This window comes from Vibrio minamisatsumaniensis (genome assembly GCF_050337445.1).
GTDB lineage: Bacteria > Pseudomonadota > Gammaproteobacteria > Enterobacterales > Vibrionaceae > Vibrio > Vibrio artabrorum.
Genome location: NZ_JAKJSY010000046.1, coordinates 23,747 through 36,913, shown reverse-complemented (window position 1 = coordinate 36,913; position 13,167 = coordinate 23,747). Strand labels below are relative to the sequence as shown.

At 43.4% G+C, this 13,167-nt stretch carries 9 protein-coding genes and 1 pseudogene; 4 read left to right on the top strand and 6 right to left on the bottom strand.

Going from position 1 to position 13,167, the window contains the following annotated elements; translation table 11 throughout:
* Positions 1–166: pseudogene (locus tag L4B77_RS11765) on the bottom strand (helix-turn-helix domain-containing protein); the annotation flags it as partial.
* Between the two features lie 374 nt (positions 167–540).
* Here L4B77_RS11765 and adk point away from each other — a divergent pair.
* Both adk and hemH read left to right on the top strand, forming a co-directional pair.
* Complete coding sequence (adk, locus tag L4B77_RS11760; RefSeq protein WP_261837809.1) at positions 541–1,185, top strand: adenylate kinase; 645 nt, start codon at positions 541–543, stop codon at positions 1,183–1,185.
* Positions 1,186–1,463: 278 nt separating this feature from the next.
* Positions 1,464–2,426, top strand: a complete 963-nt coding sequence (gene hemH / locus L4B77_RS11755; RefSeq protein WP_429750608.1) for a ferrochelatase — start codon at positions 1,464–1,466, stop codon at positions 2,424–2,426.
* Between the two features lie 101 nt (positions 2,427–2,527).
* On the opposite strand, the gene L4B77_RS11750 is transcribed toward hemH, so the two are convergent.
* On the bottom strand, positions 2,528–3,913 hold the full coding sequence (locus tag L4B77_RS11750; protein WP_429750606.1) for a peptide MFS transporter: 1,386 nt from the start codon (positions 3,911–3,913) through the stop codon (positions 2,528–2,530).
* Between the two features lie 506 nt (positions 3,914–4,419).
* Here L4B77_RS11750 and rfaH point away from each other — a divergent pair.
* Entirely contained in the window at positions 4,420–4,926 is a 507-nt protein-coding gene (rfaH, locus tag L4B77_RS11745) for a transcription/translation regulatory transformer protein RfaH (protein WP_429750604.1), read from the top strand.
* Between the two features lie 94 nt (positions 4,927–5,020).
* Here rfaH and asnB read toward each other — a convergent pair whose 3' ends face one another.
* The 4 genes from asnB to nagA all read right to left on the bottom strand — a co-directional run bounded on the left by asnB (position 5,021) and on the right by nagA (position 10,945).
* Positions 5,021–6,685 (bottom strand): asparagine synthase B, encoded by a 1,665-nt coding sequence (gene asnB / locus L4B77_RS11740; RefSeq protein WP_261837805.1) that lies wholly within the window; start codon positions 6,683–6,685, stop codon positions 5,021–5,023.
* Positions 6,686–6,914: 229 nt separating this feature from the next.
* Positions 6,915–8,507: a cation:proton antiporter family protein gene (locus tag L4B77_RS11735; RefSeq protein WP_261837804.1), complete on the bottom strand. Its 1,593-nt coding sequence runs from the start codon at positions 8,505–8,507 to the stop codon at positions 6,915–6,917.
* Positions 8,508–8,591: 84 nt separating this feature from the next.
* Positions 8,592–9,806, bottom strand: coding sequence for a DNA-binding transcriptional regulator NagC (gene nagC, locus L4B77_RS11730; RefSeq protein WP_261837803.1), 1,215 nt, complete (start codon positions 9,804–9,806; stop codon positions 8,592–8,594).
* Between the two features lie 2 nt (positions 9,807–9,808).
* Positions 9,809–10,945 (bottom strand): N-acetylglucosamine-6-phosphate deacetylase, encoded by a 1,137-nt coding sequence (gene nagA, locus L4B77_RS11725; RefSeq protein ID WP_261837802.1) that lies wholly within the window; start codon positions 10,943–10,945, stop codon positions 9,809–9,811.
* Positions 10,946–11,395: 450 nt separating this feature from the next.
* On the opposite strand from nagA, the gene nagE reads away from it, so the two are divergent.
* Entirely contained in the window at positions 11,396–12,952 is a 1,557-nt protein-coding gene (gene nagE / locus L4B77_RS11720) for an N-acetylglucosamine-specific PTS transporter subunit IIBC (protein WP_429750601.1), read from the top strand.
* The last annotated feature ends 215 nt before the right edge of the window (positions 12,953–13,167 follow it).

Genomic DNA, 13,167 nt, shown 5'->3' with positions numbered 1-13,167 from the left:
GCTTAGTTGGTAAAAATGAATCAGTATCATGGATGGCAAAGACTTGAGCCCAATACCGTATCTGTCTTGAAGAAATTGAATATTGTTTTGCTAAGTAGAGAGATGACGTGCCATCTAAGTATTGCTTAGCAATGATACATTTTAGCTCTCGGCTATATTTGGACATAAAAAGACCCCCAATAATTGGTGTCCAACTATTGGGGGTCAGTTCATAATGCGGGCTTTTTTTATGAACGTCGTTGAAAATTGACTCTACGTGGGTAACGTTGTCATTATCGTCATCACAAATGTTTCTGGTGTATTCTTTAGTCGTAAATTCAGCCTAATTGAATATTAATGTGATAGAATGCTCGACCTACATCGGCTGTGAGTCGGAACCAACACACTCCAGTTGTATGATTTCTAAACGTTATACCGAAACTTACCGTTTTGCTATTGTTTGCAGTCACTGTTACCTAACCTCTCTGTTTATCCTTAAATGAACAGGAGAACGGAATAGTGAGCTTCGGTATAAATCATAATTTTATAAGAGGATTAAACATGCGCATCATTCTTCTAGGTGCTCCTGGCGCGGGTAAAGGTACTCAAGCTAACTTCATCATGAATAAATTTGGTATCCCTCAGATTTCAACTGGTGACATGCTACGTGCTGCTATCAAGGCGGGTACTGAACTTGGCAAACAGGCTAAATCAGTAATCGACGCGGGTCAGCTAGTTTCTGATGAAATTATCCTTGGTCTTATCAAAGAGCGCATTGCTCAAGATGACTGTGAGAAAGGTTTCCTACTAGACGGTTTTCCACGCACAATCCCACAAGCCGATGGTCTAAAAGAGATGGGTATCGTTGTTGATTACGTTGTTGAATTCGACGTTGCTGATGATGTGATTGTTGAGCGCATGGCGGGTCGTCGTGCTCACCTTCCTTCTGGTCGTACATACCATAACGTGTACAACCCGCCGAAAGAAGAAGGTAAAGACGATATCACCGGTGAAGATCTGGTTGTGCGTGATGACGATAAAGAAGAAACGGTTCGTGCACGTTTAGGTGTATACCACGATCAAACAGCTCCGCTGATCTCTTACTACGGCAAAGAAGCTGAAGCTGGTAACACTCAGTACCTGAAATTCGATGGTACTAAGCAAGTTGCTGAAGTGAGTGCTGAACTTGAGAAAGCGCTAGCATAATTGGCTAACAGCCAGTTTTAGAATTTGATATATTGAAAGCGACCTTAAGGGTCGCTTTTTTTTGTTTCAATTATTAGTACGATACCAATCTAGTAACTTGATTGTACATGATTCAGAACGGTTAAGACCCGATGGCAGTGGCTAACAATCGAGAGTGGATGTTGTGATATCTCATAGGAAGAATGATTATTCAGACTTTTATCGGGGTGCAATGATCCTAAACTTATGCAGATTAGTATATTACTTTCCAGAAAATCACACATTGGTCTTAGGTATCTATGGTAAATAATAAAAAGCAGGGCGTTTTACTGGTGAACTTAGGAACACCAGATTCAGCGACCCCCGCTGGTGTTCGTCGATTTTTGAGTGAATTCTTACACGACAAGCGTGTGGTGAACCTAACACGTTGGCTGTGGTGCCCTATTTTACATGGTGTCATTCTGCCGATTCGTGCGCCTAAAGTGGCTAAGTTGTATCAGTCTGTTTGGATGGATGAAGGCTCACCGTTGCTTGTGTACTCCCAAAGACAAGTGGAAAAGCTTCAGAAGAAACTTGAGATGCCTGTTGCGTTGGGTATGACCTATGGTAACCCAAGTTTAAAGACGGGGCTTGAGTTACTGATGGAGCAGGGCGTCGAAGACATCATCGTACTGCCTTTATATCCTCAGTATTCAGGGACAACCACGGCAGCGGTTTCTGATGGTTTAACCAAAGCGTTTAAACAGATGCCAGTTATCCCGAGCTATCGCTTTATCCGTGACTACTACGCACATCCTAGTTATGTAAAAGCATTGGCAGAAAGCGTTCGCAGTCATTGGGATAAAAATGGTAGAGGCGATCACTTGGTTTGTTCATTCCACGGTATACCTAAAAGATTGGCTGATGAAGGCGATATTTACCCTCAGCATTGTAAAGCGACAACAAAGCTGCTTGCGGCAGAGTTAGGTTTATCAGCGGACGATATCACCATGACATACCAATCGCGATTTGGTCGAGAAGAGTGGTTGAAGCCATACACGGATGAGACACTTGAATCACTGCCGAGTAAAGGCATCAAGAAGATCGATATCATGGCGCCTGCATTCTCGGTTGACTGTTTGGAAACGCTGGAAGAGATTTCAGACCAGTGTAAAGAGACGTTTATTGACGCTGGTGGTTCGGACTTTAGCTACATTATGTGCCTTAACGATAGAGACTCGCACATTGATATGATGGCTGAGTTAGTCGCGTTGTATCGTTAACGGTGGCTTAGCTTTAACTTTAACAGTAAGGTACATCGACCAATAACAAAAGGGCTGCTCATTGAGCAGCCCTTTTTAAATTAGATGATTTTTGTTAGAGATTAAGCGACAGAAGTTACTTTAGCTTGGTCCGCTTCAAGCATTGTGCTTGTCTCTACGCCATGCATCCATGACACGAGCTTACCTGCACAAAGCAAGAGTAATATACCACTGACTGTTGCTGTAATCGCAATGCCGCTAAAAATAGACATAGCACCCAGCTCACCGACGTGTGAACCCACAAGGCCTGCCACGTAGTTTGCAATGGCGTTGAAGCCAAACCATGCTCCCATCATTAATGAAGCTAAGCGAAGCGGAGCCAACTTAGTGACCAACGACAGGCCAATAGGAGACAGACAAAGCTCACCAAGAGTATGGAAGAAGAAAGCGCCCACCAACCATAGCATTGATGTTTTTGCTGTTAGGTCACCACCTTGCTCCATTACAGCACCCATCATGCACACAAAACCGATAGCTAGGAAAAACAAACCCACAGCAAACTTCACCGGTGAGTTTGGTTCACGTTTACCGAGCTTAACCCAAAAGGCTGCGATTAATGGTGCGAGTGTAATAATGAAAAATGGGTTTAGAGATTGGAACCAAGCCGCTGGTACTTCAAAACTACCAATCATGCGGTCGGTGTATTCTTGCGTGTAGATATTCATCAAACCACCGGCTTGTTCAAAACCAGCCCAGAAAATAATCACGAACAGACCCATAATCAGAATCACTTTTAATCTGTCGAATTCTTCCTTAGTTAACGGTGCTTTTTCTTTCGATTTGTTCAGTGCTTTTGCTCGTGCAGCCGCAGGTTCTGAACCAATATTACCTAACCATGATTGGGCCATTGTAATTTGCATAATTAAGCTAATAACCATACCAATACCAGCGGCTAGGAAACCGGCTTTCCAACCAAATGAGTCAACGGCCGCACCAGAAATTAGACCACCAAGTAGTGCGCCTAAGTTAATGCCCATATAGAAAATAGTGAAAGCACCATCACGTCGGTTATCGCCTTCTTGATAAAGATCACCCACCATTGTCGAGATGTTCGGCTTAAACATTCCGTTACCACTGATAAGCAGTGCTAAACCAAGGTAAAGAGCGTGCACTTGGTCTAAACCGATGAATCCGTTAGGTAGCGCGAGTGTAAATTGACCTAATGCCATTAATACACCGCCAATCAGGATCGATTTACGTTGCCCCAAATAGTTATCGGCAATCCAGCCACCGATTAATGGTGTGACGTAGACTAAACCGGTATAAATACCGTAGAGATCAAGTGCGTCTTTCGTTGACCAACCAAGTCCGCCGTTTATCGTCGTGTCAGTTAGGAATAAAACAAGGATTGCACGCATTGCATAGTAGGAGAAACGTTCCCATAGCTCTGTGCTGAATAGTAGAAATAGGCCTCTAGGGTGGCCAAAAATGTTGTGTTTGCTTGGCATAAGTTTTACTAATTTTAGGTATTAAAAGATTTTATAGTTGCGTATGTATACACAGCGAAATAACCATCTGCAATAGGTGTTTTTTATGGTCACGATAACTTTTAATTATAACTTTATGAAAATGCAGGGTTTTATTTTTAATGTTAAATTAGTCATGCGTACCGAAAACTAATTTTCCATTTTTTGATGGTTAAAATGTGAAAGGTTTTTTATTGTCTACGTGAATGGTTGTCTGTTAAGTTTTAGGTTTTGTTTATGGTTTAATTGGTGCAACCAAAGGTTACCTGTTGTTCTATATGTACACTTTTCTATGCAATGAACATTGGTCCTTTTTATCTGTAAATGGTCGTTGTAAAATTCTCAGCTATTTTTCTATCTATAAACTCTTGTTAATCAGTCGGTTTATTACGCATGGATCATGACTTGTTAAGGTGCGCCTTATTTTAGGCAATTAAACCGTTGGAGGTTTATGGTAAAATCTCCCCAAATCAGCAATGGCTAATCAAATGAAACGTTGGTATTTACTATATTGTAAGCGTGGAGAGCAAAAGCGCGCACAATTGCATCTAGAGAACCAAGGGGTGGAATGTTTTTACCCCAAAATAACAGTCGAAAAGACGGTTCGAGGCAAAAAAAAGCAGAGTGAAGAGGCGTTATTTCCGTCTTACCTCTTTGCTCGCTTTGATTATGAGCAGGGCCCTAGCTTTACTACCGTGCGTTCAACTCGTGGTGTGGCAGACTTTATTAAGTTTGGCGCCGGGCCATATGAAGTCCAAGGTGATTTGGTATTTGAACTCAAAGAGTTTGATAAGTGCTGTAGCAGCGAAGTAAAAAGTTGTTGTACTGAGTTTAAGTCAGGGCAAATGGTTCAGATTAAGGGAGGTCAGTTTACCGGGGTTGAGGCTATTTTCCATGAGAAAGATGGAGAAACTCGCTCCATCATGTTAGTTAAGATGATACGCCAATGGGTTCCAGTTAGTGTTGAGAACGAAGCGCTTCAAGATCATGAATAACTACGGCAGTACGAGTACCTAGTCACTAAAAAGGCGCACAGTGCGCCTTTTTAGTTTGTAGCCTTTATGACAGCGCTATATGAACGATATCTTTTTAGTAAGAGTCGTTATGAACGGCTTGTACAGCGCGACCTGATGGGTCGACACAGTTTTTAAATGACTCATCCCACTCAATAGCTTTTGCTGATGAACACGCAACCGACGGGCCACCTGGTACACATTCTGCCGCGGATTCAAGAGGGAATAGTTCCTCAAAGATTTCACGGTAAGCATAACCTTCTTTGGTTGTTGGCGTGTTGTAAGGAAAACGGAACTTAGCGGCTTCCATTTGTTGATCCGTTACTTTAGCTTCAGCCGTTGCTTTCAGTGTATCAATCCAATCGTAGCCAACACCATCAGAGAACTGCTCTTTTTGACGCCATGCGATTGAATCAGGTAGGTAGTCTTCAAAACACTCACGTAGGATGTGTTTCTCCATTTTACCGTTACCACACATTTTATCTTCAGGGTTCAGGCGCATTGCCACATCGATGAACTCTTTGTCTAAGAATGGTACTCGGCCTTCAACGCCCCATGCCGCCAGTGATTTGTTTGCACGAGCACAGTCGAACATACTTAGAGCAAGCAGTTTACGTACTGTCTCTTCGTGGAACTCTTTCGCGTTTGGCGCTTTATGGAAGTACAGGTAACCGCCAAAGATCTCATCAGCACCTTCGCCAGACAGTACCATTTTGATGCCCATTGCTTTGATCTTACGAGCAAGCAAGTACATTGGAGTTGATGCACGAATCGTTGTTACATCGTACGTCTCGATGTGGTAGATAACATCACGGATGGCATCTAAGCCTTCCTGAATGGTGTAAGTCATCTCGTGGTGCACAGTACCGATTTTGTCCGCAACTTCACGAGCGGCGATCAGATCTGGCGCGCCTTCAAGGCCCACAGCGAATGAGTGCAGTTGTGGCCACCAAGCTTCAGATTGCTCATCGTCTTCGATACGCATTGCCGCAAAACGTTTGGCGACGGCTGAAGTGATTGATGAATCAAGACCACCCGATAGAAGTACACCGTAAGGAACGTCAGTCATTAGCTGACGCTTAACCGCCGCTTCTAGCGCTTCAGTCAGTTCTTCTTTGCTTGTGCTGTTGCCTTGTACAGCAGCGTACTCGTTCCAATCGCGGATGTAGTAGCGTTGAGGCTCTGCATCTTTCGAAGAGTAGAAGCTACCTGGAGGGAACTCACTGATCGTCTTACATACTTCAACCAATGCTTTCATCTCTGAGGCTACGTAGTAGTTACCGTGCTCATCGTAACCTTGATAAAGCGGGATTATACCAATATGGTCGCGGCCCACGAGGTATTCGTCTTTCTCTTCGTCGTATAAAACGAATGCGAAAATACCGTTAAGCTCTTCTAGAAGGTCTGCCCCCATCTCTTGGTATAGTGCTAGGATAACTTCACAGTCAGAATCGGTCTGGAACTGGTACTTGTCTTCATAACGTGCACGAAGTTCTTTGTGGTTATAGATTTCCCCATTTACGGCAAGAATGTGCTTTTTATCTTGGCTGTACAATGGTTGCGCACCACTGTTGAGGCCAACAATCGCCAAACGCTCGTGAGCAAGGATTGCTTTTTCACCAGCATAAATACCAGACCAATCTGGACCTCGGTGACGAAGCTTCTTAGACATTTCTAAAGCCATTGGGCGAAGTGCTGCGGCATCACTTTTAATGTCGAGAATACCAAATACAGAACACATAGAACTTCCTTTTAAATAATTTCCAAATCAATTGCATTCAATTTGCCATTCTGGCTAAAAAAAGCAACCAGATGTAATCAAAAAAATAATATAAAGGGGGTTCTATTAGAAAGTATCTAATTTTATGGTTGTTTTGGTGTATGATTTTCAATTGTGGTTGGTTTTTTAAACAAAAACCTCTCAAAAGTGCAAAAAATAGCCAGTTTTGAGAGGTTGAGTTGAACGCCGTCTAATATTCGATTTTATTGATATTAGGGTTTAACTGTTCACAAACGTGACGAGCAAAACCACTACCCGCTTCACTGTAAATGTTAAATGCCGCATCGACACCGTTTTCTTTTAATGTCTCGAGCTGATCTGGATATTCAGCAATTGCGGCAATTTGGCCTTTAAAATGGCGTGACTTCAATTGCTCCAAAGCGGTTTGATTACCTTGGTGATGAGGCATTGCCAAAATCACCAGTTTTACGTTTGCTGTATCTAGAATTCGTTCCCAGAAATCAGGGTCAGTCGCGTCGCCGGAAATGACGTTTCTTCCTTGGCTTCTATGGTTATGTGCGGCTTCTTCGCGAATTTCGACACCTAAGCTCACTTTTCCGTAGCGTGAACGCAGCTCGTCATAGGCTCCAGTACCAATGCGTCCCATTCCAAGAATAAGGACCTGCGCATGGCCTGGGTCAATGCGCTTATCGCGTTGGTGAAGTTTTTCTGCAGCGTGCTCTTTTAACCATTTGCCAGATTGCTGATAAAGTTTATGGCCGGCTCGGTTTAGAGGAGCAGCGATCAAGAACGACAGTGAAACCGCAATGGCCACTGCGACCAAGATGTCACCGGACATCCACCCCATCTTAAAGGCGAGGCCACCTACGATGAGGCCAAATTCACTGTAGTTAAATAGTGACAGTGAAGTGAGTAGAGAGGTTCGTACACGGAACTTAAAGCGGTTAAGCACCAAGAAGTACAAAATGCCTTTCACTGGCAGTAATAATAAGAACAGGACAGCAAGCATAAACCCTTGAATGGTTGGTTGCTCGGACAAGCCAATATTCAGGAAGAAGCAGACAAGGAAAAGTTCTTTGAGGTTAAACAGCGACTTCGATAGCTCTGAAGCTTTTGGATGACCGGCTAACAACATACCCAGGATAAGGGCACCCAAGTCTGGCTTTACACCTACCAATTGAAACAAACCTGCACCAACAACTAACGCAAAGAAGATGCCGAACAGCACCAACATTTCACCATGTCCAACCCAATCGAGGATTTTGTAGAACAGCGGACGAAAGAGTGGTAAAGCGAAGAGTGCTATGGCGTACCACTCCGGAATCTTACCTGTCGACGCCGTTAAAAAGATCACAGCAAAGATATCCTGCATGACTAGAATACCAATCGCTAGAGTGCCATAGGTTGCATTCATTTCCCCTTTCTCTTGCAGAGACTTTACTGCAAATACGGTACTGGAGAATGAAAGGGCGAAACCGAGTAGAACGATTTGTTCCATCGACATGGCTGCCAGCGATGAAATACCTAGGAACTTAAAACCAAATAGGGCAACGGCAAAAAACAGAGTAGATAAAAGGTTATGGATTGTAGCGCCGGCCCAGATCTCCTTAGAGAGCAGAGTTTTGATGTCGAGCTTTAGGCCAATAGTAAATAGGAGCAGGGTGACACCAAGGTCTGCCAAGGTAACGATGGTATCATTAGTTTCAAAGCCTAGGGCGAAGAGCCCGAAACCGGCAACCAAAAAACCCACCAGTGGGGGAAGGTGGCACTTTAACGCAATAAATCCTGCGATGAATGCAGTGGATATTAATATAAGTTCCATAGCTTGTTGTTGTAGTTCCCTTGCTTAAAAAAAGGGCCGTGTTTTGTACAAACACGGCCCGCGAAAAATTAGAATAGTTTTTCTTTAGTCTTCGAGTAGCTTTTGTAGAAGCACACCATTGAGCATGGCGCGTTTAATCATTGCAAAAGCTCCCATCGTAGGGTGTCTATCGATTTGAGATGCTACAATAGGCAAGCCGCTATGGAAAGCCGTTAACGACTGATTTTCTACATTGCGCTTAATTGCAGGAAAAACAATTTCTTGTGCTTTAGTAATATCACCCGCAATGATGATCTTTTGAGGGTTGAACAAGTTGATCGTCATTGCTATCGCTTTACCCAACTGGTTCCCGACTCGAACCAAACTCTGTTTCGCCAGTTCGTCACCATTGATTGCATGATCACACACATCTTGAATGGTAATATGCTCGAGTTCTGTTAAAGAGGACTTATAGCCCTGCTTTATGAGCTTTCGCACGCGTTCAACAATGGCTGGATTCGCTGCGACGGTTTCAAGACAACCGAAATTACCACATTGACACTGCTCACCAAGCGGATCTATTTGGATATGGCCAATTTCACCCACGTTACGGTTATGACCAAGGAAAACCTGACCATTAACAATAATACCGGCACCAGTGCCACGGTGGACACTGACTAAAATAGAATCTTGGCTATCTTTACTTGCACCAAAGTAGTGTTCAGCAAGCGCCATTCCTCTGACGTCATTACCCACAAAACAAGCAACATGGAATGTGTTGCGAATAATATCACTCAAAGCGAGATTATCGATATCCGTGTTTGGCATGTATTCGACAACGCCGGTTGTTGGGTTGACTAATCCTGGTAGCGTTACACCAATCGCAATCAATTGATCAATCTTTGTCTGGTGCTCAGCAATGAAATCTTTTAACTTATTGACCAAGCCTTGGGTAAGGTTTAATTGGTCTGAGTAATGAAGATCTTGCTGTAGGGAAGCCAACTCACAACCACCTAGATCATAAAGGCTTATCTGAATGTAATCTCGGCCTAAGCGCACAGCAATAGAATGAAAAGGTTCTACTTCTGTGGTTAGGGATATAGCGCGTCTACCGCCAGTAGACGCTTGCTGCGCAACCTCTTTAATTAGGCCGCGTTCTAAAAGTTGGCGGGTAATTTTTGTAACACTTGCCGGTGCGAGTTGGCTTACATCTGCCACTTGTATACGACTAATGGGACCTTGTTGGTCTATCAGACGGTATACTGCCGCACTGTTCAGTTGTTTAACTAAGTCTACGTTACCTATTTGTCCGCCATTCATACTTAATTGTGCTCGTATTGTCCGTTAACAACAGTCGCTTTAACGTTAAAATCTCGGTCAAATATAGCAAGGTTTGCAACCATGCCTTTTTTGATTCGACCTAGCTTGCTTTCTACACCGATAGCCGTAGCTGGGTATAGTGTAGCCATGCGAAGAGCTTCGTCTAAAGCGATTCCGGCGTGCTCAACTGTATTCTGAACAGCTTCAATCATAGTCAGAGCTGAGCCGCCTAGTGTGCCATTCTCATCAACACACTTACCATCTCGGTAATATACTTTCTTACCGACAAAAATAAAGTATTCCATGTCAGCACCTGCAGGAGCTGTGGCATCCGTCACTAATACCAACTTTTCTCCCTTGATTTTGTGCGCAATTCGTATATTTGCGTAATCAACGTGAAAACCGTCGGCGATGATACCAGCGTAAACCTCTGGTGTGTCGTAAATCGCGCCTACAACGCCAGGCTCGCGACCGACCATTGGCGTCATAGCATTGAATAGGTGAGTGGCGAACGTGATACCTGATTCAAAACCTTGGCGCGCTTCTGCGTAAGTTGCGTTGGTGTGGCCGATAGAAACGACAACGCCAGCTTTTTGTAGGCGTTCGATGTGTTCTGGATCGTTAAGCTCTGGAGCCAATGTTACTTTTGCAACAAGGTCATTGTTGTCACAGATAAGGTCAATCATTTCGTTGTCTGATTGACGAATGTGATCGACACTATGAATGCCTTTTTTTGCAACGTTTAGGTACGGACCTTCAAGGTGTAAGCCTAAAGATTGGTGTTGGTATTGATCATGGTATTCACGAGCAGCTGTAATAACTGCGCGCATATCTTCGTCTGAAGACGTAATGAGTGTTGGTAAGAAACTAGTACAGCCAGATTTAAGGTTTGCTTTGTGCATGATCTGCATGGTTTCGGCAGTGATCTCATCGTTCAGCATTACACCACCGCAACCATTCAATTGTAGGTCAATAAAGCCTGGGCTTAGGTTTGCTCCATTTAGGTCGCGAACCTCAATACCGTCTGGTAATTCAGAGGTATGACAGACTTTTTTGATCAGTTCATTTTCGATAACAACAGCATGATCGGTTAGAACATCACTACCAGTGTAAATTTTACAGTTACTTAGCGCGTACATAGTCAGCTAATCCTTATTTCGTGGGATCTTTTAAATTTGTTCGTTACCTAAATGTAGACTTAGTTTGCGAGCATCATTTACGTAACGATTTATCTTTTGTCGACAAACACTTAAAGCTGCAAGTGCCTGAAAAAATGCTAATTTATTGATTTTTAGCTAGATCTTCTTAGTTGTTTCTTTGTTTTTTTAATCTAAAGTCGTTCAGCATAAGACCAACAGTTAGTCTTAGATTTTATCGACAAWAGTTTATTTTTTTGAATGATAAAATAAGTTTTATGATCTCGCTAGCAAAAACCTTTGAATTTGATAAAAACTGGTGATTAGGATCACAAATAGTAAGGTTTTAATTTGCGGAGCAAAATTAATTGAATACACTGATTAGGACTAAATTGAGCGACTAAAATAAGTTTCTCAAACGAATTCTAAAAATCCTATAGGGGGACACAACAAGTGAATATTCTAGGATATGCACAGAAGCTAGGTAAAGCACTAATGCTACCTATCGCAACGCTTCCGATTGCGGCGCTTCTTTTACGTTTAGGTCAAGGCGATCTACTTGATATTCCATTCATGGCTCAAGCTGGTGGCGCTATCTTCGGTAACCTACCATTGCTGTTTGGTCTAGGTATCGCGATTGGTCTTTCTAAAGACGGTAACGGCGCAGCGGGTCTTGCTGGTGCAGTTGCTTACTTCGTACTAACAGCTACAGCAACGACAATTAACGCAGATGTTAACATGTCCTTCTTCGGCGGTATCTTCGCAGGTATCATCGCAGGCCACTGTTACAACGCTTTCTACGCGACACGCCTTCCAGAATGGCTGGCTTTCTTCGCGGGTAAACGTCTAGTCCCAATCATGGCCGGTCTATTTGCACTTGTTGCTGGTGCTGTGTCTGGTGTGGTTTGGCCTGGTGTTCAATCTGGTCTAGATACACTGGCTCATGCAATATCAACTTCTGGTGCTATCGGTCAATTTGTTTACGGTACTCTTAACCGTGCACTAATCCCTGTAGGTCTGCACCACGTATTGAACTCATACTTCTGGTTCGGTATGGGTACATGTCAAGAAATCATCGTAGCTGGTCAAGGTGCATTTGCTAACATCACTCAATTGTGTGTTGATCCTGCCCTAGCTAAAACTCTAGTTGTTGGCCAAGAGCACACATTCACATTCGCTAACTCTGTAACTCCAGAAATCACAACTGTAGTGAAAGAAGTGACTGACACTGTGAAATCTGGCGACCTAAACCGCTTCTTCGGTGGTGATAAAGGCGCTGGCGTATTCATGAACGGTTTCTACCCTATCATGATGTTCGGTCTACCAGGTGCTGCACTTGCAATGTACCTAGCTGCTCCTGCTGAAAAACGTAGCCAAGTGGGTGGCGCACTGTTCTCAGTTGCATTCTGTTCATTCTTAACGGGTATCACAGAGCCGCTAGAATTCATGTTCGTATTCTTAGCTCCTGCTCTTTACGCAATACACGCTGTATTCACAGGTCTGTCTCTAGTTGTTGCTAACATGTTTGGTACTCTGCACGGTTTCGGTTTCTCTGCAGGTCTAATTGACTTCGTATTGAACTGGGGTCTAGCAACTAAACCATTCACTCTACTATTGATTGGCTTAGCATTCGGTGCTCTATACTTCTTCACTTTCTCTTTCGCAATCCGCGCGTTCAACTTGAAATCGCCTGGTCGTGAAGATGATGATGAAGCAGTGGCTCCTGCTGGTGATTCACCTAAAGGTGATGTTGCACGTCAATACCTGAAAGCGCTAGGTGGTCACGAAAACCTGACTTCAATCGATGCTTGTATCACTCGTCTACGTCTAACTCTTAAAGACCGCTCTATCGCTGATGAGGCTGTTCTTAAGAAACTGGGCGCGAAAGGTGTGGTTAAACTAGGTGAGAATAACCTACAGGTTATCCTAGGCCCACTAGCTGAAATCGTCGCGGGCGAAATGAAAGCTATCGGTGCAGGTGAAGACCTATCTGATGTAAAACTTCCATAGTAAAGGAAGTACTTATTAAGACGTAACACGACTCTTAAGTAAGTTTGAAATTGAAAGCCTCCCACATGGGAGGCTTTTTTACACTTGTCATTTATAGCCAGTGAGCAAGGTTCGTTCTATTCTTCATCGAATAGCGGAAATAATCACAATTAACGGACGGTTCTTATTGTGCAAAGGCGAAGAATTGTGGATGATTAGCAACAATGATCTTTCTA

Excerpts from the sequence above, each read along its gene's own strand:
- rfaH (WP_429750604.1), top strand. The coding sequence starts at position 4,420 with ATGAAACGTTGGTATTTACTATATTGTAAGCGTGGAGAGCAAAAGCGC.
- hemH (WP_429750608.1), top strand. The coding sequence starts at position 1,464 with ATGGTAAATAATAAAAAGCAGGGCGTTTTACTGGTGAACTTAGGAACA.
- adk (WP_261837809.1), top strand. The coding sequence starts at position 541 with ATGCGCATCATTCTTCTAGGTGCTCCTGGCGCGGGTAAAGGTACTCAA.
- nagC (WP_261837803.1), bottom strand. The coding sequence starts at position 9,806 with ATGAATGGCGGACAAATAGGTAACGTAGACTTAGTTAAACAACTGAAC.
- nagA (WP_261837802.1), bottom strand. The coding sequence starts at position 10,945 with ATGTACGCGCTAAGTAACTGTAAAATTTACACTGGTAGTGATGTTCTA.
- L4B77_RS11735 (WP_261837804.1), bottom strand. The coding sequence starts at position 8,507 with ATGGAACTTATATTAATATCCACTGCATTCATCGCAGGATTTATTGCG.
- asnB (WP_261837805.1), bottom strand. The coding sequence starts at position 6,685 with ATGTGTTCTGTATTTGGTATTCTCGACATTAAAAGTGATGCCGCAGCA.
- L4B77_RS11750 (WP_429750606.1), bottom strand. The coding sequence starts at position 3,913 with ATGCCAAGCAAACACAACATTTTTGGCCACCCTAGAGGCCTATTTCTA.